The following is a 23,850-nucleotide window of genomic DNA, read 5'->3' on the forward strand; positions in this document are numbered from 1 at the left end:
CCAGCGTCCAGGGGACGGTCCTCCCCTTCGCGTGCCTGTTCCCGCTGGTCAATCTCGGCGTCGGCATCCCCTACTCCATCCTTGACCCGAGGATCGAACAATGAGCACGGAAACCAAGACGACGACCGAGACGCCGGCCGATGTGGGCCAACGCGGTCTCATCGACCGCCTCAGAGCCTCGCCGTTCGTCTCCCGACTGCTGTCGAATCGCCTCGCACTGGCTGGGATTGCCATCATCGTCACGATGGTGGTCATCGCCATCTACGCGCGACTGTTCATCGACCTTGAGGTCATCACCCAGTCGCAACTGGGGACGAACCCGAACCGCGCAGCACCGAGTTTCCAGTACCTCTTCGGAACTGACGGACAGGCGCGGAGCCTCCTACCGCGGGTCGCCTACGGCGCGTGGTACGCGATGCTGTTCGGGACCGTCACCGTCGCCGCGTCGACCACTCTCGGCGTCGGTCTCGGCATCATCGCCGCGTACTACGGCGACGTGACGGACAACGTCATCATGCGGACGATGGACGTGTTGCTCGCGTTCCCCTCGCTGCTCTTGGCGCTGGCGCTCGTCGCCATCTTCCCCGACGAACTCGGGCTTTGGCGGGCGGTCGCCGCGCTGACCCTGGTCTACACGCCGCGGTTCGCCCGCGTCGTCCGCGGGGCCGCGCTGACCGTGCTCGAAAACGAGTACATCGACGCGACCGTCGCCCTCGGCGCGGCAGACCCGAGAGTGCTGGTTCGGCACGTTCTGCCGAACTGTCTCGCGCCGATTACGGTGCAGAGTACGCTCAACTTCGGTCTCGCCATCATCGACCTCGCCGCCCTTTCGTTCCTCGGCTTCGGTGCCGAGGCCGGGACGCCCTCGTGGGGACTCATGCTCTCGAACGGCGTGAGTCAGGGTCTCCTCACGGGCATCTGGTGGTGGTCGTTCTTCCCCGGGTTCTTCCTCGCACTCACCGTGCTTGGATTCAACCTCCTCGGTGACGGGATGCGCGACGCACTCGACCCACGGATGCGCGAAGCGGTCGACTAACGCTTCGAACCGCCCTTTTATTCATACCATATATAAATCATGCCCGCCGAACCTGACCACCCGACAGAAGAGCGCCCGCCGCTCGTCGAGCAGGCCACAGTCCGCCTCCGAATCGTTGGCACCGCAGTCCTCGTCGGCGTCCTCATCTCGACGGGTGCGCTGGCCGGGACCGTACTGGCGGGTGCGTATGCAACGAGCGTCGACACGGCGTTCGCACTCGGATCGCTCGTGTTCGGGTTCGGACTTCTCGGGTGGTCGGGTGCCGTCGCACTCGGTCGCGGCATCGAGTCGATGCAGAACCACCTCGACACCGGGACGGGGTGGACCGAACCGGACGCACGCCGGGCGATGGCCCGAATCCTCGGGTTCGGTCTCGGCGTGATGCTCGGGACGATGGGGTTCGGTTCGGTCTTGGTCTCGGCGTGAGGTTCGAGTCGGTTGTCTGAGGAGAGGAGAAGGGAGGGGAAGGGAGGAGAAGGGAGGGGAAGGGAGGAGAAGGGAGGAAAAGGGAGGAGACGCTCCGCTTCGGTTATTTTGTTGACTCAGACCGCTTCGGCCTGCTTCGCCGTCTTCCGAATCTCGTCGAGGACGGAATCGAGCGAGAGCACGTCGGAGAGCGCTTCCATCGCGCTGGAGAAGGGTACGTCGAGGGCGTAACTGTAATAGTTCCCCCGCGACCCGGTTCGGTTCTCTTCTGCTGAGAGGATGCCGAGCATCCGAAGGTCGGACAGATGGTTGTGGACCGAGCGCTGGGCGAGCGGGTCGATACCGGCGGAGTTGCACAGGCGAAGATACTCCTGATAGAGGTCGCGCATCCGGCACGGCGTCTCGTCGTGGGCGGCCTTCGAGACGACTGCGAGGAGGGCAAAATGCCCGTTTTCGGTGAGTTCTCGCATTCCTTCGACGACGCGCTCCTGTTCGAGTTTCTGGCGGGCGATATCGACGTGGTCGAGCGTGATTTTCTCGTCGTCTTTGTTTTCGGCGTGTTCGCCAGCCAGTCGGAGCAGGTCGAGAGCCTGCCGCGCACTCCCACTGTCGCGGGCGGCGAGCGCGGCACACAGATTGAGAACGCCTTCTTCGCAGGCGTCGGCTGCGATGGCGACCTCAGCACGGGATTCGAGGATATTCTGGAGTTCCGGGGCCTGGTACGGCGGGAAGTGCAGTTCGCGCTCGCAAAGCGTGTCCTGCACGCGCGGGTCGAGTTGGTCGTGGAACTTGAAGTCGTTCGAGATACCGATGAGACCGACTTTCGCGTCTTCGAGTTTGCCGTTCGAACGCGCTCGCGGGAGTTCGTAGAGGAGTTCGTCGCGGTCGCCGATGGAGTCCACCTCGTCGAGGACGATGAGGATAGTTCCACCGACGTCGTCCAACTCCTGGAACAACTTCTTGAAGACAGTCTGTTGAGGATAGCCGGTCGAACTGATTTCCGCACCTGGTGGTCGGAGTTCGTTGACGAGTTCGACCGCAACCTGATACGAGGAGTTGAGCGTCTTGCAATTAATAGAGATGACGCTCAGGTCGACGTCGTCGTACTGCGATACGTCTTCGAGAAGCATCTCGAGGAGGAACTCGGTGACCGCAGTCTTTCCCACGCCGGTGTTGCCGTACAAGAAGACGTTGTTCGGTTCCCACCCGTCGACGACCGGTTGGAGTGCGTCCATGTACTCCGAAATCTCGTCGTCGCGCTCTTCGATGCGCTCGGGCTTGTAGGACTCCCCGAGGGCGTCCTTGTTGGTGAAGACGTTTTGTTTTCGCTCGAACCGGCGCATTAACGTCGGTCCGTTGTATCGTCCCCTTATTTAAAACCCCGATTTCATCTGATTCATGTGAATTTGGTGGTCGGTGTCGTATTGTCGGTAGTCTTTCCTCGTGTGACGGTTGTTGACCCCCGGTGAGAGGGTGTTTGTACGTGTGTTTGGTGTGGCATTAGGTTCCATTCATCAAGGTGTATGTGAACACGTTTTAACAGACACACACCACTTTTGCAAGTGAACAACAGTGTACGAGAGTACCTAGTAGAACAACAGTCCACGAATTCAACTAAAGCGCTGACAGGTTAAGGGCGAGAGAACCGTTGTCGCACGTGATTCGGATATCGACAATTCAGTAGTTAGAACGTCTAAAACGGCATATTCACCTGCAACAGTGGTGGGTGTTGCGGGTCGACGTTCTGGATTCGTTCACTTGTAGTCGTGCTCTCTCCGACCGAACCCCCCTCACACGCTCGTGGCGCTTCACATGCAACAGTGGTGTCTGTGGGTCACCCCACCCCCCACTATCTCAACGCATATTCACTTGCAAATGTGGTGTGTGAGTGTTGAAACCCGATATCTGTCCGTCAGTTCGTGAGCACCATTCACTTGCAGGAGTGGTCTGTTTCGGTGCATTCATCCGACAGTTTCTGCCGGGTTTCCCTTTGAATAGCCTCGATTCCAATGAGCCTCGCTCAGAAACCCGTTTCTCACGCGGAATACCCACTGAGTTTCTCACGCGGAATACCCACTGACTCAGCTATCGTCTCGAGACTCTCTCACATCGAGTTCGTCGGTCATGTATCTGACCTCCGCGACGTCCCTCGAAATTTCTTTACCTCGGATACTGTTATCCTTTGTCGTGGACCGCTCCGCCCTCCGTTCCCTCGTACTCGCCCTCCTCGCGGTTGTCGCCCTTTCCCTCGTCGCGGCGACTATCGACTCGACCGTCGTCACGGACGGCGGCCCATCAGGATTCGGAGTCGGTAGCTCCGACGGTGGCGTGGCGGGTGAGTCTGAATCGACTGGCTATCAACCCGCTTCGAGTACGGCTGGCGACTTCGATATTCCGGCACCGTGTTTCCCGTGGTTGCTCTCACCCACGGTTATCGGCCTCATCTCCGTCGCTTTCCTTCTTCTCGGTGGGTACGTCTATCTGAGGTCACGGTCGCTTCTCCCGCCGCTTGCCGTCTTCTTAACTCTCGGGCCCCCTGTTATCCTCGTTATTAGCCTTTTTACGGCGTGCAGTACGGAGCTATCGTTCTCCTCTCGCGTCTCCGGGGCCGCGAGGAACGTCTCGTTTCTTCCGCCGGGTGGTGGCGGACAACTCGGTGACGGTGGCAGCGCAGCACAAACTGTTTCGCCCCCGACGCTGGTGTTCGGTCTCCTGCTCGCAGTCGCACTGGTCGTCGCACTCGTGATGCTCGTCACCGGTACCGGAGATACCCCGACCCCCGACGACGATGCCGAGACCGTGGATGTCGAACCGGACGCCGACGTCGCTGCTGTCGGGCGGGCCGCCGGGGCCGCCGCCGAACGCATCGAGTCCGATGAAACCGATGTGGAAAACGAAGTCTTCCGGGCGTGGGGTGAGATGACGACGCTACTCGACGTTCCGAACCCACAGTCCGCCACACCGGCCGAGTTCGCCGCCTCGGCGGTCGACGCCGGAATGTCGCGCGGTGACGTGACTGACTTGACGACGCTCTTCGAGGAGGTCAGATACGGCGGCTTCGAGGCAACCACAGAGCGCGAGCGCCGAGCGGTTTCGGCACTCAGAAACATCGAATCGACCTACGCCAACAGGGAACCGGGTCATAACAAACACGGCTCGGAGTCCGGCGAAGACACCGAGGAATCCCAATGACGAAAACACGAACTCTCGCGCTTGTCGTCGGTGTTCTCGCCACAACTGCGGGACTCGCAATCATCGCGGGCGTCTCTCTCGGACTCGAACTGACCGACCTGTTTCTCGGGCTTGTTGCCGCGCTCGCGGCATTACAGGGGCTTCGGTACGTCCAGCGCCGACGCGATACCTCGTACAAAACCACTACGACGGATGACCCGGAAATGCGCGTCTCAGTTCCGGTTCCTGGCGTTGATTTCGATGATGAAATCGCGGCGGCCATGACTCGTCGGAAGCGGTGGGCTGCCCGTAGTCGAGTTGTCGACCGCCTCGAATCGCGCGCGCGACAAGCACTCGTCCTCCGCGGCGGTCGAACACCGGCGGAAGCCGAGACGCTTCTCGATTCTGGTGCGTGGACCGATGATGTAGTCGCTGCCCGCTTCCTCGGTGCGGAGGCTTCGCTTCCGCTCCGTCGCCGACTTCGACTGCTCCTGTCCGGCCAGTCCATGTTCGCCGAGCGCGTTGACCGGACCGTCGCTGCAATCTCGAATATCGGAAACGAGTCCGCGCAGACTTCACTCGACGAAACTGGGTCGGTCACGGTCGACGAAACGGGGGGTGAACACCCATGACCCACCGATTCGACACTGAGCGTTGGGTCGGAATCGAAGGTCTCGTCCTCATCGCCGCCGCGGCGGGTGTGTTCACTCGGGAGGCTGCGCTCTTCTTGCTCGCCGGACTCGGTGTCGTTCTTCTCGGCTACGCCCGAATCGCCGCCGTCCCCGAGGTGTCGCTACATATCGAGCGTGACATCACTGATTCGACGCCTGCACCGGACGACGAGGTCGAAGTCACGCTCCACGTCACCAACGAGGGGCCACGAACGCTCTTCGACCTCCGCATCGTCGACGGCGTACCACCGGCGCTCGCCGTCTCTGACAGTCCTGCCCGTCTCGGAACGGCCCTCCGCCCCGGGGCGACCGCAACAGTGACGTACACCGTTACGGCGATTCGCGGCGAGCACACCTGGGATGAGACAGTTGCTGTCGTCCGCGACCCGAGTGGTGCTGTCGAATGTCGCGAGACAGCTTTCGCAGAGACGACGCTGCGGTGTGAACCCGAACTGGCCGCGACGGCTGACCTTCCGCTCCGCGGACTCACCTCAAGATATGCCGGACGCGTCGAGACGGACGTACCGGGGTCGGGACTGGAGTTCGCCTCCATCCGCGAGTACCGCCGCGGCGACCCGATACGCCGAATTGACTGGAACCGTCGCGCACGCACGGGCGAACTCGCAACCGTCCAGTTCAGAGAAGAGCGCGCCGCGGCCGTCGTCCTCGTCGTCGACACGCGCTCGGAGGCACACGTCGCCCCCGACGCCGACGACGAAACGGCAGTCGAACGGTGTGTCGACGCCGCGAGCATCGCGTTCCCGGCCCTCCTCGACAGCGGTGACAGCGTCGGTATCGCAGCCTTCGGCCCGGAAGAGTGTTGGCTTGCCCCTTCGTCGGGGTCGGACCACCGCGCTCGCGCTCGGCGACTCTTCGCGACACACGCCGCGTTCGCGCCGACACCGCCTGACAAGGCGTTTTTCCCCTCCGTGGCCATGCGCCGACTTCGCCGTCGGCTTTCGAGCGACGCGCAAGTCATCTTCTGCTCGCCGCTCGCCGACGATTACGCCGCATCCGTCGCGCGCCGGTTGGAGGCGTACGGCCACGCCGTGACTCTCGTCTCGCCGGACCCGACGGCAATCCAGACAGTCGGTGCCCGACTCGCACGGTTGGAACGTGACTTGCGACTTCGCGAGTTGCGTCGCAGCGGCCTCCGCGTCGGCGACTGGGGTGACGAACCGCTCGCAGTCGCCCTTTCGCAGGCTGAGGCGGGGTGGTCGCGATGAAAGAGATAACTCGCCGACCGACGCGTACGGGCACCGCGATGTCGCTTTCGGCGGCCAGTCTCGCCACGCTCGCGCTCGCGTTCACGACGACAATGGCTGCCGCTGGGGCGCTCGTCGCCACAGTCATCCTCGCTGCCAGCTTAGTCCGAAGTTCCCGCCGCGTCCTTGACGTAGCGGGTGGCCTGTTTTTCCTCTCGCTCGTCGTCGGCGGTATGAGCGGGCCTGGTGCGGAACCAATCCTACTGGCGGCTATCGCGTCGATTCTCGCGTGGGACCTCGGAGAAAACGCGCTGTCTGTCGGCGACCACCTGGGCCGTGAGACCGACACGACCCGTCTCGAACTCGTTCACGCCGCGGCGACACTCCTCGTGCTCACAGTCGGAGCGGGCGTCGTCTACGGAGTCGACGCGGTTGCCTCCGGCGGCCAGCCAATCGCCGCAGTCGTATTGTTGTTGCTGGGCGCAGTGGCGCTCGTTTCGGTCGTCAGGCGATGACGCTCGTTTCGGTCGTCTGGCGATACCGACCGTTTTTCTTCAGTCGTGCGGTCGGCGTGCTCAGTCCAGCGTCGGCACGGCTACCCGGCCGAGCACGTCGGCGACGACATCCGACTTCTGTACGTCTTCGACGCGGGCGTCCGGGGTGAGGACGAGTCGGTGAGCGAGCACGGACTGCGTGACGTGCTTTACGTCGTCCGGCGTGACGAACTCGCGGCCTTCGATGACGGCGCGGGCGCGGGTGGCCTCGAACAGCCGTTGTGTTCCGCGTGGCGAGACGCCGATTCGAACCCGGCGGTCAGTTCGAGTCTCGCGGGCGAGGTCAGCCATGTAGCGGAGCAGGTCGTCGTCGACGCGGACTGATTCTGGCGCGCGCCGAATCGCAACGACCGAGTCGCGGTCGAGGACGCACTCGACGCTCGGACTCTGTTCGGTCCGTCCTGCACGCCGCCGGAGGAGTTCGACTTCACCATCCACGTCCGGGTAGCCGATAGCTGACTTCACGACGAAGCGGTCGACCTGCGCTTCGGGGAGCGTGAACGTCCCTTCCTGTTCGACGGGATTCTGCGTGGCGATGACGAAAAACGGCGTCGGCAGTTGGTGCGTCTCGCCGTCGACGGTTACCTGTCCTTCTTCCATCGCCTCCAAGAGTGCGGCCTGCGTCTTCGGCGGCGCGCGGTTGATTTCGTCGGCGAGGACGACGTTGGCGAAGATGGGACCGGGCGAGAATTCGAAGGTGCGGTCGCGTTCGTCGTAGATGTTCGTCCCGGTTACGTCGGTTGGGAGGAGGTCCGGCGTGAACTGCACGCGGGAAAACGAAAGTCCGAGCGCGGTGGCGACGCTCCGCGCAGTGAGCGTTTTCCCGGTGCCGGGAACGTCTTCGAGGAGGACGTGACCGCGGGCAAGGACGCCTGTCAGGACGGTTTCGAGGAAGGACCGGTCGGCGATGACGGCTTCCGAGATGGCGTCGAGAACCTGCGTACAGGTCTCGCTCGCCGTGTCGATGTCCATGTCTCGTCCCCCGTCTGCGTGCGACTTATTCGCATTGGTCGGCGTCCGTCGATTTACCCCCGATGTGCCGTCGATTCAACTGTGGGAATCCTCGCCGCAGTCCTCGGAAATCGAAACGGATTAAACTATCCGCGAGAGAGAAGACGATGGAAGCCGAGGTAGCCTAGCCCGGCCAAGGCGGTAGATTCGAAATCTACTGTCCATTCGGACACGTGAGTTCAAATCTCACCCTCGGCGCTTCTCAGCGAACTCAGTCCGCGAGAGACTTTTGTGTTTCTCGCACACCTGATTCGCTGTGTACGCTTCACTGAGATTTGAACTAGCGAGCGAACGCAGTGAGCGAGTGGAGTTCAAATCCCACCCTCGGCGCTTCTTGCGGCCACAACACTTCGAGCGGCGCGTTTCACCACACCGCGATGGTGTGTGTCCGACATGTGAGACAACCCGTGAACCGAGCCTCCGACGAAAAGGTTGTCAAACAAGCACTATATGGTGAACTATGGATTCCGCACTCGAACAGAGATTGGACGCTATCGCCGCCCTCTTGCTCCTCCTTTTCGTCATCGAAGCCTACAAGATTGCAGGTTCCACCGGTATCCTGCTCGCTCTCGCAGCGGGTGTGCTCGTCACTTACTGGACAGCATCGGAAGCAGAAGCAACATCGTGAGCGCGACGGACGCGCCGAGCCGCACAACGTCCCAACGAAACGCCCGGCACAGCACGGTAGCCATTCGGCCTACTATCGATGTTGATACGCAACAAAACCGAATCCGAGTCGCACGCAGCACACCCCGACTTTGTCCCTCGATTTCACTTTCACTCTCCTAGGATTCGATACATATCCCCTCCCACCGTTGCAACTGGTATGAGCGCGGACGCAGCAGACACGAACGAACAGGGCGGAACGCGACGCATCGACGTCACGACGGTTCGGACCGGCCGAGTCGCCGACTACGCAGAGACGCAACTCGGCGACGCCGCCATCGGGTTCGAGCGCCGAGGTGGGTGGACCTACCTCGTCGCAAAAGAGACGCGCTGAAGCGCACCGAATCAACCCTGAAAACGGGAGTTTCTCCTCAGTCGTCGGCCGATGCTGGTGTCGCAGCGGTATGGCCCGGCGCGAGAAGTCGGTCGAGCGCATCGACCATCGCCTGTACGCTCGCACGGGTGATGTCCGCGTGCGAGGAGGCGACTGAGACGCTTCGGTCGCCGTGAGACATGGTTACTTCGACGGTGACGACCGCGTCGGTCCCACCGGTGATGGCGTCGACGTGGTAGTCGTCGAGTTGTGCGTCGGCGTCGGAACCGAGGGCCTGCCGAACTGCTTTCACCGCGGCGTCAACCGGGCCGGAGCCAGTTCCGGAGGCGACGCGTTCTTCGCCCTCTACGCGGAGTCTGACGCTTGCAGTCGGAGTCCCGCCGCCGGAGGCGGCCGTGAGGTCGAGGAGTTCGACCTGTCGTTCGCGTTCGTGCCCCTGTACGTCTTCTGCGAACGCGAGGAGGTCGGCGTCGGTGACGCGTTTTCCGCGGTCGCCGAGTTCTTTCACTCGTTCGACGACGGCGGCGACTTCCTCGCCGGTTGCGTCGACGCCGTGTTCGTCGAGAGCGGCCTTGACACCCGCGCGTCCAGCGTGTTTACCGAGGACGAGGCGACGCTCACGACCCACCGTCTCCGGCGGGTAGGGTTCGTACATCGCGTCGTCTTTGAGCGTGCCGTCGGTGTGGATGCCGCTTTCGTGGGTGAAGGCGTTCTCGCCGACGACGGCCTTGTTCGGCGGAAGCGAAACGCCCGTCGAGTGAGCGACCTTCTGAGCCAGCGCGTAGAGTTCGTCGAGTTTCACCGTCTCGACGTCGTAGCAGTGCTCCAGCGCGATAGCGACCTCTTCGAGTGCGACGTTGCCGGCGCGCTCGCCGATGCCGTTGACCGTGGCGTGGACGAGGTCCGCTCCCGCGGCCACACTGGCGTGTACGTTCGCCATGGCGAGTCGGAGGTCGTCGTGCGTGTGGGTCGATGTCGGCCCGAGTTCCGCGAGCCGAGAGACGACATCGTACGTGTGCTCGGGGCTGGTGTGGCCGACCGTGTCGGCGAAACAGAATCGGTCCGCCCCAGCGTCGTGGCTGGTTCGTGCGAGTTCTTCGAGAAACTCCGGCGGCGCGCGAGAGCCGTCTTCGCCGATGACCTCGACCCACAGGCCGTGGTCCTTGGCGTACGCGACGAGTTCGTCGGTCGTCTGAACGACACCCTTGCGGGTGGTGCCGACTTTCGACTCGACGTGGCGGTCACTCGACGGAACGACGAGCGTGATGCCGTCTACGTCGCAGTCGAGTGCGAGGTCGATGTCGCTTTGGACGCCGCGGGCGAAACTCGTCACCGTCGCGTCGAGGTCCAGCGACGTGACGCGCTTGATGGTTTCGCGCTCGCCGGGACCGGTGCAGGCGCTTCCCGCTTCGATGTAGTCGACACGGGCGCGGTCGAGCGCGCGGGCGATGTCCGCTTTCTCGTCCGGCGACAGCGAGACGCCGGGCGCTTGCTCCCCGTCGCGAAGTGTCGTATCTAACAGCTGTACCGAATCAGAAGTGCGTAGCTCGGGGGTCTTCCCGAATCGTTCGTTCACGGTAGAATCGTATCCTTGTAAGCTAGAACCGTCGAATTTCACAGCCAGCCGTCTCGCGACGACTTACTCTATCCTCCGCCGGTGTGGTAGGTTCCGACATAGTAGTTGAACACATCTGTCGATGAATGTATAAAAGAGATGGTTCCGACAGAAATTGGTGTCTCGTCGGGGCCGAACCCCCGGAGAGTGAGTTATTCAGCGAGTTCGACGAGGTCTCCCGGCTCGACATCGTCGGCCGCCCCCGCCGGAAGTTCGATAATCGTGTCGGCCATACCGAACCCGATGCCCGTCCACGCGGACAGTCGTTTTTTTTGCTTGACCTCGTCGCCGATGAGCCAGATCGCGTCGATATCGAACGGGACGAACACCATGTGGAGACTGTGGCGGTCAGCATCATCGAACCGGAAGACGAGCGCGTAGTCGTCCGGAACGGAGCGTCGAAACATCAGCCCGCGTGCTTGCGAGAGAAACGAATCCGCCGTCTCGACGTTCGACGCGAGCGTCGTTTGGTCTCCGTTCTGTCGGTGTACGAGTCTCACGCACCCGGATTTGGTGGGATGCGTGATGAAACCACCGCCGGAGACGGGATGTCCACGAACGAGCCGGCGAGAGCAACGTTTAGGCCTGCGCCGTCCCGAACGCGCTGTATGGAGCGGACGCCGACAGGGACGCCCGTGGGTGTCGACGACCCTTACGACCACGCCGACCGCTGCGACCATCTCACGAGCGACGGCCACTGTCGCCTCGCTCGCGAGTACGCCGACCGCGACCCGGCGTTCGCCCGCGAGCGAGCACGCGTCGACTACGAGTGTGTCGCCGCCGACGGCTGTGAGTTCCGCGACTGTCCGCACTACGCCTCTACGACGAATGGGCGGGAATGCACCCGTTGCGGCCTCGAAGAGGTCCGCATGGCACACGACTCGGCGGCCCGGCCGTTGCTCGAAGAGCACCACCTCTCCTACGGCACCCGCGACGGCGATGACCCGTCGCACGAGATTACGGTCGCACTGTGTCGCTGGTGCCACACGAAGGTCCACAAGTCGTTCGCCCGCATCGACGACGATGCCGCGCCGGACCCGGAGGCCATCGCTGCACGTGAAGCGCGACGGACGAAGGAGCTAGAAGAGATGGGATTTCAGTCGGCACGGGACCGCGCTGGCGACAGATAACGTTCGAAATCCAGTCGGACGCGAGACCGACCGCGTTCGGAGAATGTGCCAATTCGATGCATGGATACGCGTATCTCGACCACTCTTCGATTCACTTTTACGCACGGTAGTCCAATCCGGGACATGACCCGCATCGTCGTCATCGACAACCACGGGCAGTTCACCCATCTCGAACGGCGCGCACTCCGTGACCTCGGCGTCGACACCGAACTCATCGACAACGACACGGACCCCGAAGCAATCGACGCGGACGGTATCGTCCTCTCCGGCGGCCCCGACATGGACCGCATCGGCCGCAGCGCCGACTACCTCGACCTCGACGTTCCCGTTCTCGGTATCTGTCTCGGCATGCAGATTCTCGCCGAAGAACTCGGCGGCCGCGTTGACTCTGGCGACTACGGCGGCTACGCCGACGTCGACGTTGACATTCTCGACGAAGCTGACCCGCTTATCGGGTCGCTCACCCCGAAGACGCGCGTCTGGGCCAGCCACGCCGACGAAGTCAAGGAAGTCCCCGAAGGCTTCACCCACACCGCCACGAGCGACGTGTGTACTATCGAAGCCATGAGCGACGCCGACCGCGGCCTCTACGGCGTCCAGTGGCACCCCGAAGTCGCCCACACCGACGAGGGCGAGGAAGTCTTCGAGAACTTCATCGAAGTCTGCAAGCGGTAGAACGCTGTTTTCGGTGGGGGCGTTACCACGTAGCTCTTACAATCGCAACTCTGCAGCATTCTCGACGGTTCTTCATCGTCATCCCTTCGAAACAAGCCGAGACATTTACCGGCCTCCGTTTTGTCTGTTCGGAAAATGACCTCCACGCAGAGCGACCTCGCTGGGTTGTCGCGATTTATCTTTCGCGCACCCAACTGGTACACGAGTCTCGGGTTCGCCTTGCTCGTCGCCGCGATGGCCGGCATCGCGGCGTTCGACTCGGGCGACCTCGCCGGGTCGTGGCGGGGACTTTTTTTCCTCGGGCGAGACGCCTGGGAAGGCATCTTCTTCATCGGAATCCCAACCGTCGTTGCGGCATTCGGTACCACCGGTGTCGACCGACTCGTCGGCGGGAAATTAACTCGGAATCGCTCGTCGCTTCTCGCACTGGCCGGTGAGATTCTCATCGTGATTATCGTCACACTGGCGGCGATTATCTCGTATCTCACTGGTCTCGGACAGACGTTCGTCTTCGACGCGTTCGTCGTTGCTCTCGCGTCAGTGTTCGCGTTCCGTCTGCTTATCGTCATGGCCGTCTCTCGTTCGTCGCTTCTCATCGCGTCGGTTCCGGCGAGTATCCAGACGCTGACGTCCGCCGTCTTACTCTTCATCTACAGCGGGACGCTTCACTTCTATCAGGTTGGAGGGCCCATCGTCGATGCGTACTTGATGCCGTATCTCGCTCGCTCCGGCAGAGCGCCGCCCGAACTGTCTTTTATCGCCCTCAGCCACTTCCAACTCCTCGCTATCACCTGTGTCATCTACGCCTTCGGTGTCTTCGCCTTCCTCCGCGTCGTCGACCGCCCGTGGCGTCGCAGCCTCGGGGTTTCTGTCCTCGACTTCATCCGCGGATTCATCGGCCACATCGCCGAGGGAACGCGCGAACTGGAAGACTTCTTCGAGCAACTCGGGCAGGAGGCAATCGTCCCTATCACCGTCCTCTCGTTCCAGTGTGACGACGGGAGCGAGAAGGCCCGGTTCGTCCTTCCGATGATTCATCCCGGCCCGATGGGCGAAATCGGCGGCGGCAACTTCCCCGAACGGGTGGCCAGACGCGCCGAAGGACTCGCATTCCCGCCGCACGCCACCGCTGGTCACGATTTCAATCTCGTCACCGAGCGCGAAGTCGACGTGGTTCTCGACGCCGTCGACAGCGCCTACGAGAAAATCGAGTACAGTACCGACGTGACAGAAAGCGTCCGCGTCGAATCCGGCGACATGAAAATGCTCGGCCAGCGCTTCGGCGACGATGCGGTCCTCGTTTCGACGTACGCCCCGCAGTTCGCAGACGACGTCGAGTACGCGGTCGGTCTCTCGGCGTCTGCGGAGGCTCGAACCGAGGGACTTCGAAACGTCCTCCTCGTGGATGCACACAACTGCAACAACGGTTTGCAGGGGCCCGACCTCGGTCACGTCACGCCGGGGAGCAAGCGCTCGTTCGACATGATATCCGCCGCCGGACTCGCGGGTGAGAAACTCACCGACCTGTCACACGGGACGCTCTCTCTCGGCGTCGCGGCGGACGAAACCGAGTGGATACCGCGTGAGGGTATCGGCCCGCTGGGTATTCGCGTGGCGCTAATGCAGGTCAACGACCAGACGACCGCGTACGTCCTCATCGACGGGAACAATATGGAACCGGGGCTACGCGACCGCATCGTCGAAGCCATCACAACCGGGCCGGACGCCCCGGCCGACATCGCGGAAGTGATGACGACGGACACGCACATCGTCAACACCGTCAAGGCCGAAAATCAGGTCGGTGCGGTCATCGACCAAGACGAACTCCTCGCAACCATCGAACGACTCGTCGACGAGGCGGCCGCGGACAGCGAACCCGTGAGCGCGGGGATGGCAACTGAACGTGTCGAAGTAACCATCTTCGGGAACGACCGGACCGAAACGCTCGCCAGTCACGCCAACGTCGTCGTCTCGATGGGCGGTGCGCTGGCGCTCGCCGTCCTGCTCGCGTCGATGGCCGTCAGCCTGCTCGTGTTCTTCCTTACGTAGGTACCCCTCATCGTCACGTAAGAATTCACCCTCGTCGCACCACCTTTCAGCCAGCGTAGTCACTCACCGGGTAATGTTACAGGTCCGAAGACCGAGCTATCACTTCTTTAGCGAGAGTGTTCGCGTCTCGATTGCACCGCAACTCGGACAGACGTGTCGGTAGAGCACCCTCGAACCGGTCGTCTTGGCCGACCACTCGCCGTCGGTATCGACGTAGCCACACTCCGAGCACGTGCGGTCAGCATCGCTGTATCGTTCGCGGAGGCGGTCCAATGCGGTCGTTCCTCTCGGCGTCTTCCGTATTGGCATGAGGTACCATAGTGCATGGTCTGTTATAGTTATACCGGGCAGTTGCACGCTGTTCGTTCGTGTACATTGGTGTATTCGCATCAAACGAGGGTCCGGCGAATTCGCATCGAACTCGGGACTGGCGACGAGAGAAACACGCGTCGCTCACTGCGTCGGAAACGAGTGCGGGGGGTTCCCGCGAGAATCCCTACTCTTCGTCAGCGGCCGCGAACAGTTCGTCCACGGCTTCCTGCGCCGTCTTGGCCGCCTCTTCGGCGACTGCTTCGGCGTTTTCGGCATCGTCGGGTGCGTTAATGTACACGTCGACGTCGAGGACGCCGTATTCGAACGTCACGGTGACATCGAAGTCCTTGACGCGGGACTGCTTGAACCGGGCGAAGATGAGGCCTTCAGCCGCCTCTGCGGCGGTCTCGACCACTTCTTCGTCCGTTGGCTGTGGCATTTATGCGCCGCCGGGGCCCATCGGACCGGCACCGCCCTGCAGCATCTGCTGCAGTTCTTCCTGAAGGCTCTCGAACTTCTCTTGGACGCGCGTCTCCTGCTTCGTCAGCTGCTCGACGCGGACTTCGAGGCTCTCGACCTTCTCTTCGAGGTCTTCCTGGGCCGATTCGTAGTCGGTCTCGATGAGGAGTTCGCCGACTTCGCGGTACATCTTCGAGTCATCGTCGACATCCTCGAGCGTGTCGAGTGCCGTCTTTGCCTCGTTGAGTGCCGACCCGGAGGACTGCTTCTGCTCAGAGACGCTCTGGGCGGTCTCCTGAAGGTTCTGCAGTTCTTCGAGCTTCTCCTGCGCTTCTGGCGGCAGACTTCCCTGCATACCCGAACTGACGGGCCGCCGGCCCTAAAACACCCGCGGTCTCCCACGCAGAAAAACGCGGCCCCTATGCGGAAAAACACTCGCGGTCTCCTACGCGGACTGCGAACGCGACTCACCGGCAGCCGCGACGGTCTCTGCGGTCTCGACGAGCCGAATCCAGGAGTTTACGCCTGCACGGAGGGCAACGAGGTCGTCGGCCTCGACGGTGACGACGACGGTGTTGCCGTCGCGGTCGACGCTCGCACCTGAGCGGGCGTCGTCGATTTCGCCGACTTCGACGGCGACGCTGCGTTCGACAACACGTGCGCGCCGCTCGTCGGGGTAGTCAAATTCGAGAGAAGCGCTGTGCGCTGGGCGCACGCTACTCGACGGCGACTTCTTTCACGTTGGGGGACCGCTCCTTCAGCAGGACGCGGTGCCCACAGTACGGGCAACGAACGCCACCGAACTCGTCCAGTTCGACGTCGCGCTTGCACCGGGAACACTTGTAGCTCATTGTGAGATGTGAGGAATCGAGACTACTTGGAGATTATTCGTTCTCGCCGGTGAGCGCGGCGCGGATAGAACGACTGACTTGCTTTCCGGCCGGAGTCTCGGGGCGGTAGGTACCGCCGGTGAAGATTTCGCCGGTCTCTTCGTTCTTCCAGATGCCAGTTTCGACGCGGGTGACGTTATCGCCGTCAACCTTTGCATTGCGCATCTCTGCTTCGATTTCCTTGACGCGGCGGCGAGCGACGCGGCCGTACCGTGCGCCGAAGCGCCCGGCACTTCCGACGGATCGAGCCTTCTTTTCGGCCATAGTACCGCGAACTACCTCGCCGGTATGGATAAACCCTACGAGTCGTCTCGCCGCCGAGAATTGCTGTCAGTTTGCCATCGAAGTCGCGTTGGGTGCGTCCCACCACACTCCGCATCGTCACTCGTCTTGCAGTTCTTCTTCGCGGAGTGCTTCGTTCAGGTCGTCGCGGACGCGTTCGCCCGTCTCGCGGTTCATCGCCGTCGTGACGATGCGGTTTTCTTGGACGCTCGACCCGTCGCGGAGCAGTAGTCTGACGTTTCCGTTGTCGTCGGCGCGGGTGACCTTCGCACGGAGTCCCGTCCGCGACCCCTTCCCTCCGGCGTCGATGGGACCGGGAATGACCTTCTTGACGTGCGGGTGACCGGCAACCACACCAATCGCTCTGCGACCCGCTCGCCTGCCGATGAGCGTCGTGTGGCTCCCGCCGAGTTTCTCCGCGGGCGGGATGTCGACGACCTCTAATGTCCGTTCGCCGCGACTGTCGAGGACACTCTGGACTGGGTCGTCGTCGGAGACGCGGTAGAACTCGTAGTGGAGTTGCGCGCGAGTTTCCCGGAGGGGGGCTCGTTCACCGGCGGCGTAGACCGTCTCCGGGCGCTTCCGCCGAATTTCGTCGGCGACCAACCCGGCGCAGTTCCGCAGTTGGACGACCTTCGTCTCGGCGTCCGATTCGGGTATCGCCGGCACCGTCGTCTCGCCGACCACGTCGGCTTCGGCGAGAAATGTTAGCGTCGCGCGGTCGGCAACGATGACGGCGACGACGACATCGCAGTTGGCGGTGTTGCAGGTGAGACAGTAGTCTCCGGGTTTCTCTAACGGATTACCACACCGCCGGCAGTGCATATTGACGTGTCGGGTATGCGCGTACAAAAGGTCGTTTATGCGCTCTGCTGTGGTTCCCCCTCCGAAAGGCGGTTCTCTCACCGCGATACGACGCTCTCCCTGTGGCGAAAACTATTGGTTCCCGTGTCCGAGAGTCCTGCGTACATGCGCCGCCGCGCCCTTCTCGCGTCTCTCTCTCCACTCGCACTCGCCGGTCTCGTCGGCTTAGTCGCGCTCGCACTCGACCCGGAAACGACAATCCGACTCGCGAACCAGTTGCTTCAGTCGGCGCTCGACACCGGCCGTGCTATCGCATCCTATCTTCGCCGGGCAGCCCCCATCTCGACGGCCTTCTTCGCCGTTCTTGCATGGATTGCCGCCGGAAGCTTCCGTGCCTTCTTCGTCCACAACAACCCCGCGGATACCCGAACGACTGCCGAACTCGCTTTTGCGCTCGTCGCCTCAGCGGGAATCCCACTCGTTGCGGTCTTCGCCCGCGACAAGCCCGTTGTCGTCGCCGGAACGGGTGTTGTCTTTCTCGCCGCTGCAGGGGCCGTCTTCGCCGGACGCTCGAAGACCGAGGGCGTCGTCGCTGGCTCGCTGTACGCGATGGCACCCATTGCGCTCGGCGCGGGCGTGGCATACCTTTTCTCCGGACCGGCGGTCGCTCGAACTGCGACGCTGGCGCTCCCGCTCGCGGTCGGCTACGCACTCGGTGTCGCGAGCGCCCACGGTCGATTGCGACTCGGCTCGGCCGTCGCGACGCTCGCATTCGCCGTTCCCGCGTGGTCGTACTTCCCGCCGGCCGCCGAGGCGGCAGGATTCGAATTGGGGACGGTCGCGCTCGCAATCGGGTTTTCCCTCGTCGCGGCGCTCCTCTCGCTTCCGTTCGCGGCTATCGGCCATGCGACGACCCGTGCGACTGAGTTGAGGCGGCGGGCGGAGACGGAAACGAACGCCGGAAAATAACGAACTGACGTCTTAGAGGTCCAGCGGGCCAGCCTTCAGATACTCGCGCATCACGGCGGTCGCGTACGACCCGTGCGGGAGCGCGAAGTCGAACACGACGCCGTCGTCTTCGTCACCCTCGTCGATTCCGAGGTCAGTGCGGACGAGAATCGCTCGCCGCGTCCCGGTCGACTGGAAGTTTCCGGGGAGGTCGAAATCCCCCGGTTCGAGGTCCAGATCGTCGAGGACGGCCCGTTCGATGTCTCCCTGTTCTCCCTCGGCGAGTTCCGTCTCGGTGCCGACGAGTGGTGCGGTGACGAAGGCGCGGCCGCGCTCGATGTGACGGGCCATCACGTCGACTCGGCGGCCGGTCGCCGACTGGAGACGGCTCACGTCGGGGAGTTCCAGACCGTCGGGTGCGTCGCGGTCGGCGAAACAGACCACGTCGCCCTCGATGGGTTCGTCGAACGGGAGACCGCGGTCGAGGCGCTCGGAGAGCATTCGGTTGAACGCGTAGGACTGCGCGGCGTTGACGAAGAGTCGCTGGAGATTCGAGGGAACTGATTCGAGCGCATTGCGCCAGTCTGCGTCGGTCTCCGCACCGTCTTCGGCGAGGCGGTGGAGCATCCCACGCTCGTAGCCGAGGTAGCCCGGAATCCGGTCGAGTGCACGGTGCCAGTCGGGGTCGGCGGATTCGGCTTCCTCGTCGACGACTGCGCGGCCCTCCTGTGTCTCTTCGGGTTCGTCCTCTGTCGGGCCGCCGCAGTACGCGAGGACCGCCTCGCGCCACTCGCCGCGGATGACGTGAAGACCGACTGTGTGCGTGATGGGTCGGATGCTGCCGAAGCGCTGGTGGCCGAAGAAGTTGGGGACGCCGACCACGTCGTCTCGGCCGCTGAACTCGCGGAGCGAGTCGGTGATGGCCGCGGTGTTTCCCGGTCTTTCTGGGTCGCGGACACGGATACGGAAGCCGTTGCCCGCGAGGTCGCCGAAGTCGAGGGTTCGACCGAGTCGACCGACGACTTCGATGTCGGCGTTCGGAATCTCGGGGACGTTATCGGCGTCACCGCCGTGGACCGTGAACAACTGGGTCGTCACGGCGTGTTTGTCCTTCGTTCCGGCCCACGAGACGCGCTCTCTGCTCACGCCGAGTTCGTCGGAGAGACGACCGGCGAAGTCGTTCGTGTCCCACCCGCGAAGGGTGGCGCGGACGACGAGGTTGGGGAAGTCTCCCGTCGGCGCGTCCGGCGGGCGGATGTTCAGCGAGTCGAGTTCGAGTTCGCGGACGCGGAAGTCCTCGGGTTTGACCCGGAGGACGCCGCCGACGCCGTCCGCATCGCTCACGTAGTGGTCGATGCCGACGGCGCGTTCGAGCGAGTGTGCTTCGCGCATCAGTAGAGAGATAAGTCGCCGGTCACGCGGTCGACGAGGTCGTCTTCGGCGGGGCCGACAGCGAGCGCCGTCACCGTACCGGGTTCGAGTTGGGTGTGTCCTGCGTCGCGGATGACCGCGTGCGGGATGCCCTCGTGTTCGGCTTTCGAGGCGAGTTCGAACAGCGCGGACTCGCCGTTGGCCTTGAGCACGCCCTTCTTCTGTCCTTCGCCCTTCCAGCGCTTTCGGGTCTGCGAGTCGGTGTCCTCGTAGGCGGACAGCGAGGCGTGGGCGACCTGCGCGGCAAGCTTTCCTCGGCCCATGCCGAGGTCGGCGCGTGCGACGATGGCCTGTTTCATGCCGCCTACTCCCCGCCGCCGCGGTAAATGTCCTCCCATCGCGGGCGTCGAGGACGCACCGTTCGCTGTCATCGGGAACTCACTCCTGTCGAGGAGACAAAACCTTTGTCTGACATCTCCGTTGGTTCGACTGATGTCCGGTCCCCGAACACCCCTCCTCAAGCCACGCAAATACTTCGAATCGAAAACGCCACCACTCGATTTCGGTCGCGCGCTCGTCGCCGTCGCGGTCGTGACGGTCGTCATTACCGCCGGTGTCGGCGGCATCCTCTGGACGTTCACGCAACAACTCGACCAGCAGGTCTCGGTCGATAATCCGGAGCACTACCCCGAGCACGCGTGTGAACAGTACGAACCGGGCGGTGCGTTCGACGACATGGAAGCGCCGTCGGGTTGTGACCCATCTGTCCCTGAGACGCTCGACAAACGCCTCGGCGACCTCATCTGGCAAGAATACTCGTGGATTCCGCTCGCGATGCTGGTCTTCGTGCCATTAGTGTGGCTGTTCGAGGGCAGTCTCCTCCATCTCGGAAGTTGGTTTGTCGGCGGAGACGGCCGCTTCACCGATAGCCTCGTTGTCTCGGGGTGGGGGATGGTTCCGATGGTGTTTCGTGTCCTCACGGTCGGGACGTTTGTTGTCTACCAACTCAAGCAGGTGTCGATACCGTCGAACCCCGAAGGCGCGTTGAATGCAATGCAAGCATCCTTCTCAGGTCTTGGTCTCGTCAGCACCGTCGCTATGCTCGTGGTCGTCGCGTGGGGGACGTATATTCGAACGTACGGTCTCGCCCGCGCCCGCGATATCGACATCGGTTCCGCAGCCAGCGTCACTGTTGGCTTGAGTCTCATCGGCCTGCTGCTCGAACTCATCTAACAGCCTGCTGTCTAAACCGCACAGGGTGTCAACTCAACGACCCGTATTGCCCGTGGACGCCCGCATCCGTCGTTCGAGAAGATGGATTTACCTTCCCCGTCGCGCTCTGTTCGAACATGATACTCTCGGACGCCGATATCCTCTCGCGCCTCAAGGAGGGTGACCTCGTAGTTGACCCAATCGACGACATCGACATGCAGGTCCAACCTGCGAGCGTCGACCTCCGACTGGGCACGGAGTTTCTGGAGTTCCAGCGCACGAACATCTCCTGTATCCACCCGAACCGCGAGCACGAAGTGAGCGAATACGTCCGCGAGACGCACGTCGACGAGGGTGACGATTTCATTCTCCATCCGGGCGACTTCGTTCTCGGGACGACCAAAGAGCGCGTGGAGATTCCGCCGGACCTGCTTGCGACCGTCGAAGGTCGCTCGTCGCTCGGCAGGCTCGCCGTCGTCATCCACGCCACGGCGGGCATCGTCGACCCCGGATACGAGGGACAGATTACGCTCGAACTCTCGAACCTCGGGTCCGCACCCGTTGCGCTCACTCCCGGTATGCGCATCTCGCAACTCGTATTTACGGAGATGAAGTCGCCAGCGGCGCGACCCTACGGGAGCGAGCGCGGGTCGAAATATCAGGGTCAAAGCGGGCCGCAGGCCTCGCGCATCGGGTCGGACCCCGAGTTCGGTGGCGACGAATGAAATTCATCGAGGAAATCGTCGTCGACGCGTTCCTCCCGACGTTCCGTGCGCTCCTCGCGGAAGACCTGCGCGACCGCGGATTCACCCAGTCCGAGGTCGCTGAAGCGCTCGGTATCAGCCAGAGCGCCGTCTCGAAGTACGCCCATGGCGAGGTCAGCACGAACGAGCGCGTCGCCACCGACGCCCGCGTGGTCGACCTCGTCTCTCGCATCGGCGACGGGCTTTCGACGGGCGACATGACGCCCGTGCAGGCGCTGGTCGAGGCGGAAGTCCTCATCCGACAACTCGAAGAGGGCGACCTCCTGTCCGACCTTCACGAAGAGGAGATGCCGGAACTGGCCTCGTACGACGGCTTTCGCAGTATTCACGACCCTAGCGGCCGACTGCGAACCGTCGAGCAGGTCCGCTCTTCGGTCCGCCGCGGTCTCCGAATGCTCACGAACACGTCCGGATTTGCGGGTCTCATCCCAAACGTCGGGTCGAATCTCGTGGAATCGCTCCCTGACGCCGACAGCATCGACGACATCGCCGCGATTCCCGGCCGAATCTTCGACGTGAAAGGGCAGGCGACCGTTCCCGGCGAACCCGAATTCGGCGTCAGCGAACACGTTGCGGGTGTCCTCCTATCTGCCCGCGACGCCGGTGCCGACGTGAACGCCGCGCTCAACATCGTCTACGACGCGGGCGTTATCGACGACCTCGAAGACGCGGGGTACGAGTGCATCGAGTTCAACCCTGACGCCCCGACCGACCCGGTGCGTGAAGTCCTCGACGGCCGCGACCTCCCGGAGACGTTCATCATCTACCAGAGCGGCGGCTACGGTATCGAACCCATCACGTACATCCTCGGCCCGGACGCGCCGACGGTCGCCAACGTGGTTCGCGTCTTGCTCTAACCAGATGGCTCTCCCTTCGTCGGTCGAACAGTCCTGGACCAAGCTCCGACCCCAGTCACGGTCTCAGTCTCAGTCTCGGTCCCAGCCCCAGTCACGGTCTCAGTCTCAGTCTCGGTCCCAGCCCCAGTCACGGTCTCAGTCTCAGTCTCCGGCAACTATCTCGCAGTCGTTCTACACTCGCTGGGCACGCCTCTACGACACACTCGCCCGCCGAGCGCCGGGTTCCGGAACCGTCAGGTCCGAGGCGGCGGATGCGCTCGCCCTCTCTCCCGGCGACACAGTGGTCGAGATGGGCTGTGGGACGGGCGCGAACCTCTCGTACCTCGCGGAGCGAGTCGGCCCGGAGGGAACCGTCGTCGGCATCGACTTCTCACCCGGCGTTCTCGCCGTCGCCCGCGAGCGCGTCCGCGAGTACCCGAACGTTCGCCTCGTTCGCGCGGACGCGACCCGGCCCCCGATTCAGAAACACGCCCCGGACGCCGTTCTCGCAACCTTCGTTTCCGGGATGTTCTCCGACCCTGCCGCCGTGGTCTCGTCGTGGGCCGACCTCGTCGGTCCGGGCGGCCGACTCTGCTTGGTCGACCTCGCAGAAACCACGGATTCGACGTGGCGAACCCTCAATCCGGTGTTTCGGACGCTCGTTCGGATGACTGCCCCGCCGGGAGCGCGGACGATGCGCGGGTCACCGACCGAGATGCTCAATGAGCGACTCGTTGCGGCCCATCGAGCGCTCGAATCACGGTGTCGCGTGACGCACCGGCGGACTCACGTCCTCGGGTTCGCTCGGATTCGAGCGGGCGTCGTTGCGTAGGCCAGTCGCTGACTCCCAACTACTTCTTCAAAAAGTGCTCATGCGTCTCCACTTCAGATACGGACCAGTTGAGTATCTTGGGTGTTCCCGGGAGGGAGACAACCCCGGGTTTGGACCGAGTTAGTCGTCGGCGGCCGCGGGACCGCTGATGTTCACTTCGGGTGCGTCGTGGCCGAGTTCGTCGAGGCACGCCTGCGCCGCTTGCTTGCCGGAAAGCAGCATGGCACCGAAGGTCGGACCCATGCGCGGGAGGTGGTGCGCGGTGGCGACGGCCATGCCCGAGGCGACGACGCCGGGGTGGACGACGCCCGTCTGCTCGACGATGTTGTCTTCGCTCTCGGAGACCCACATCGAGTCGTGGCCGGGGGAGTCGTGGCCGGGTGCGCCGTACTCGCCGTCGCCGGTCTTGTCCATGCCCGTGTTGTGCGTCTTCGCGTGTTCGATACCGCTCACGTCGAGGACACCGCGCTCGGAGAGTTTCGAGAGGACGACGGCGTCGTGGCCCGTCGCGTCCAGCACGAGGTCGGATTCGACGGCAATCGGGTCGACACAGGTGAGTTCGCGCGGGAGGGCGTGGACCGGCGTCCAGTTCATGAC

The 23,850-nt window shown here is 63.1% G+C and carries 29 protein-coding genes, 1 tRNA gene and 1 pseudogene; 17 read left to right on the top strand and 14 right to left on the bottom strand.

Features of this window, described 5'->3' with window-relative positions; translation table 11 throughout:
* Nucleotides 1–100: 100 nt before the first annotated feature.
* Nucleotides 101–1,036, top strand: a complete 936-nt coding sequence (locus QT222_RS21170; RefSeq protein WP_004057657.1) for an ABC transporter permease — start codon at nt 101–103, stop codon at nt 1,034–1,036.
* Between the two features lie 39 nt (nt 1,037–1,075).
* On the top strand, nt 1,076–1,462 hold the full coding sequence (locus QT222_RS21175) for a DUF7268 family protein (protein WP_004057655.1): 387 nt from the start codon (nt 1,076–1,078) through the stop codon (nt 1,460–1,462).
* Nucleotides 1,463–1,578: 116 nt separating this feature from the next.
* On the opposite strand, the gene QT222_RS21180 is transcribed toward QT222_RS21175, so the two are convergent.
* Nucleotides 1,579–2,805: an orc1/cdc6 family replication initiation protein gene (locus tag QT222_RS21180; protein WP_004057654.1), complete on the bottom strand. Its 1,227-nt coding sequence runs from the start codon at nt 2,803–2,805 to the stop codon at nt 1,579–1,581.
* 844 nt (nt 2,806–3,649) lie between these two features.
* On the opposite strand from QT222_RS21180, the gene QT222_RS21185 reads away from it, so the two are divergent.
* The 4 genes from QT222_RS21185 to QT222_RS21200 are packed head-to-tail and all read left to right on the top strand — an operon-like array spanning nt 3,650 to nt 7,024.
* Entirely contained in the window at nt 3,650–4,654 is a 1,005-nt protein-coding gene (locus QT222_RS21185; RefSeq protein WP_004057651.1) for a DUF4129 domain-containing protein, read from the top strand.
* Nucleotides 4,651–5,265 (top strand): DUF7269 family protein, encoded by a 615-nt coding sequence (locus tag QT222_RS21190; protein WP_004057649.1) that lies wholly within the window; start codon nt 4,651–4,653, stop codon nt 5,263–5,265. Before QT222_RS21185 ends, QT222_RS21190 begins: the two co-directional genes overlap by 4 nt.
* The gene (locus tag QT222_RS21195; RefSeq protein WP_491478294.1) at nt 5,262–6,530 is read left to right on the top strand and encodes a DUF58 domain-containing protein; all 1,269 of its coding nucleotides are present in this window, start codon (nt 5,262–5,264) and stop codon (nt 6,528–6,530) included. The genes QT222_RS21190 and QT222_RS21195 overlap by 4 nt, the downstream gene beginning before the upstream one ends.
* Entirely contained in the window at nt 6,518–7,024 is a 507-nt protein-coding gene (locus tag QT222_RS21200; protein ID WP_049917435.1) for a DUF7519 family protein, read from the top strand. Before QT222_RS21195 ends, QT222_RS21200 begins: the two co-directional genes overlap by 13 nt.
* A 60-nt stretch (nt 7,025–7,084) precedes the next feature.
* Here the strand turns inward: QT222_RS21200 and QT222_RS21205 are convergent, their stop codons facing one another.
* Nucleotides 7,085–8,035: an AAA family ATPase gene (locus QT222_RS21205; protein WP_004057642.1), complete on the bottom strand. Its 951-nt coding sequence runs from the start codon at nt 8,033–8,035 to the stop codon at nt 7,085–7,087.
* A gap of 152 nt (nt 8,036–8,187) precedes the next feature.
* Between QT222_RS21205 and QT222_RS21210 the strand changes: the two genes are divergently transcribed.
* The 3 genes from QT222_RS21210 to QT222_RS21220 all read left to right on the top strand — a co-directional run bounded on the left by QT222_RS21210 (nt 8,188) and on the right by QT222_RS21220 (nt 9,074).
* Nucleotides 8,188–8,272, top strand: a tRNA-Ser gene (locus QT222_RS21210).
* Nucleotides 8,273–8,534: 262 nt separating this feature from the next.
* Nucleotides 8,535–8,702, top strand: a complete 168-nt coding sequence (locus QT222_RS21215; protein ID WP_004057640.1) for a hypothetical protein — start codon at nt 8,535–8,537, stop codon at nt 8,700–8,702.
* A 198-nt stretch (nt 8,703–8,900) separates the two neighbouring features.
* Complete coding sequence (locus QT222_RS21220) at nt 8,901–9,074, top strand: hypothetical protein (RefSeq protein WP_004057638.1); 174 nt, start codon at nt 8,901–8,903, stop codon at nt 9,072–9,074.
* 37 nt (nt 9,075–9,111) lie between these two features.
* On the opposite strand, the gene QT222_RS21225 is transcribed toward QT222_RS21220, so the two are convergent.
* On the bottom strand, nt 9,112–10,650 hold the full coding sequence (locus tag QT222_RS21225; protein ID WP_491478295.1) for a (R)-citramalate synthase: 1,539 nt from the start codon (nt 10,648–10,650) through the stop codon (nt 9,112–9,114).
* 191 nt (nt 10,651–10,841) lie between these two features.
* On the bottom strand, nt 10,842–11,189 hold the full coding sequence (locus QT222_RS21230) for a DUF192 domain-containing protein (RefSeq protein ID WP_491478296.1): 348 nt from the start codon (nt 11,187–11,189) through the stop codon (nt 10,842–10,844).
* A 108-nt stretch (nt 11,190–11,297) separates the two neighbouring features.
* On the opposite strand from QT222_RS21230, the gene QT222_RS21235 reads away from it, so the two are divergent.
* From QT222_RS21235 to QT222_RS21245, 3 genes are all read left to right on the top strand, one after another.
* On the top strand, nt 11,298–11,819 hold the full coding sequence (locus tag QT222_RS21235) for a DUF7097 family protein (RefSeq protein ID WP_491478297.1): 522 nt from the start codon (nt 11,298–11,300) through the stop codon (nt 11,817–11,819).
* A 123-nt stretch (nt 11,820–11,942) separates the two neighbouring features.
* Nucleotides 11,943–12,494 carry a GMP synthase subunit A gene (locus QT222_RS21240; RefSeq protein WP_004057630.1) on the top strand — a complete coding sequence of 184 codons (552 nt, stop codon included), beginning with the start codon at nt 11,943–11,945 and terminating at the stop codon, nt 12,492–12,494.
* Between the two features lie 135 nt (nt 12,495–12,629).
* Nucleotides 12,630–14,543: a DUF2070 family protein gene (locus QT222_RS21245; protein ID WP_491478298.1), complete on the top strand. Its 1,914-nt coding sequence runs from the start codon at nt 12,630–12,632 to the stop codon at nt 14,541–14,543.
* A 99-nt stretch (nt 14,544–14,642) separates the two neighbouring features.
* Here the strand turns inward: QT222_RS21245 and QT222_RS21250 are convergent, their stop codons facing one another.
* The 7 genes from QT222_RS21250 to QT222_RS21280 form a co-directional block, all read right to left on the bottom strand.
* Nucleotides 14,643–14,852, bottom strand: coding sequence for an HVO_0649 family zinc finger protein (locus QT222_RS21250; protein ID WP_049917434.1), 210 nt, complete (start codon nt 14,850–14,852; stop codon nt 14,643–14,645).
* A gap of 187 nt (nt 14,853–15,039) precedes the next feature.
* Nucleotides 15,040–15,294, bottom strand: a complete 255-nt coding sequence (locus QT222_RS21255) for a DUF3194 domain-containing protein (RefSeq protein WP_491478299.1) — start codon at nt 15,292–15,294, stop codon at nt 15,040–15,042.
* Nucleotides 15,295–15,669: a prefoldin subunit beta gene (locus tag QT222_RS21260; protein ID WP_491478300.1), complete on the bottom strand. Its 375-nt coding sequence runs from the start codon at nt 15,667–15,669 to the stop codon at nt 15,295–15,297. It lies immediately after the preceding gene.
* Nucleotides 15,670–15,759: 90 nt separating this feature from the next.
* Nucleotides 15,760–16,029, bottom strand: a complete 270-nt coding sequence (locus tag QT222_RS21265; RefSeq protein WP_004057621.1) for a KEOPS complex subunit Pcc1 — start codon at nt 16,027–16,029, stop codon at nt 15,760–15,762.
* A 1-nt stretch (nt 16,030) separates the two neighbouring features.
* Nucleotides 16,031–16,165: a DNA-directed RNA polymerase subunit P gene (locus QT222_RS21270; RefSeq protein WP_004044283.1), complete on the bottom strand. Its 135-nt coding sequence runs from the start codon at nt 16,163–16,165 to the stop codon at nt 16,031–16,033.
* A gap of 33 nt (nt 16,166–16,198) precedes the next feature.
* Nucleotides 16,199–16,468, bottom strand: a complete 270-nt coding sequence (locus QT222_RS21275; RefSeq protein ID WP_004057619.1) for an eL43 family ribosomal protein — start codon at nt 16,466–16,468, stop codon at nt 16,199–16,201.
* Between the two features lie 117 nt (nt 16,469–16,585).
* Entirely contained in the window at nt 16,586–17,311 is a 726-nt protein-coding gene (locus QT222_RS21280) for a DUF2103 domain-containing protein (protein WP_491478301.1), read from the bottom strand.
* A 144-nt stretch (nt 17,312–17,455) separates the two neighbouring features.
* On the opposite strand from QT222_RS21280, the gene QT222_RS21285 reads away from it, so the two are divergent.
* Nucleotides 17,456–18,259, top strand: a complete 804-nt coding sequence (locus QT222_RS21285; RefSeq protein WP_491478305.1) for a hypothetical protein — start codon at nt 17,456–17,458, stop codon at nt 18,257–18,259.
* A gap of 12 nt (nt 18,260–18,271) precedes the next feature.
* Here the strand turns inward: QT222_RS21285 and truD are convergent, their stop codons facing one another.
* Both truD and pth2 read right to left on the bottom strand, forming a co-directional pair.
* Nucleotides 18,272–19,630 (bottom strand): tRNA pseudouridine(13) synthase TruD, encoded by a 1,359-nt coding sequence (gene truD / locus QT222_RS21290; RefSeq protein WP_491478302.1) that lies wholly within the window; start codon nt 19,628–19,630, stop codon nt 18,272–18,274.
* On the bottom strand, nt 19,630–19,968 hold the full coding sequence (gene pth2 / locus QT222_RS21295) for a peptidyl-tRNA hydrolase Pth2 (protein ID WP_491478306.1): 339 nt from the start codon (nt 19,966–19,968) through the stop codon (nt 19,630–19,632). The genes truD and pth2 overlap by 1 nt, the downstream gene beginning before the upstream one ends.
* 133 nt (nt 19,969–20,101) lie before the next feature.
* On the opposite strand from pth2, the gene QT222_RS21300 reads away from it, so the two are divergent.
* The 4 genes from QT222_RS21300 (at nt 20,102) to QT222_RS21315 (ending at nt 23,253) form a co-directional block, all read left to right on the top strand.
* On the top strand, nt 20,102–20,842 hold the full coding sequence (locus QT222_RS21300) for a Yip1 family protein (RefSeq protein WP_491478303.1): 741 nt from the start codon (nt 20,102–20,104) through the stop codon (nt 20,840–20,842).
* Nucleotides 20,843–20,958: 116 nt separating this feature from the next.
* Nucleotides 20,959–21,546 (top strand): dCTP deaminase, encoded by a 588-nt coding sequence (dcd, locus tag QT222_RS21305; protein ID WP_004057606.1) that lies wholly within the window; start codon nt 20,959–20,961, stop codon nt 21,544–21,546.
* A complete protein-coding gene (locus tag QT222_RS21310) occupies nt 21,543–22,442 on the top strand; it encodes a thiamine-phosphate synthase family protein (protein WP_004057604.1) in 900 nt (299 codons plus the stop codon). Before dcd ends, QT222_RS21310 begins: the two co-directional genes overlap by 4 nt.
* Before the next feature lie 4 nt (nt 22,443–22,446).
* Nucleotides 22,447–23,253 (top strand): class I SAM-dependent methyltransferase, encoded by an 807-nt coding sequence (locus QT222_RS21315; RefSeq protein ID WP_491478304.1) that lies wholly within the window; start codon nt 22,447–22,449, stop codon nt 23,251–23,253.
* Nucleotides 23,254–23,373: 120 nt separating this feature from the next.
* Here QT222_RS21315 and QT222_RS21320 read toward each other — a convergent pair.
* Nucleotides 23,374–23,850 (bottom strand): annotated as a pseudogene (locus QT222_RS21320) (ribose 1,5-bisphosphate isomerase); the annotation flags it as partial.

The organism is Haloferax sp. s1 (genome assembly GCF_058382125.1).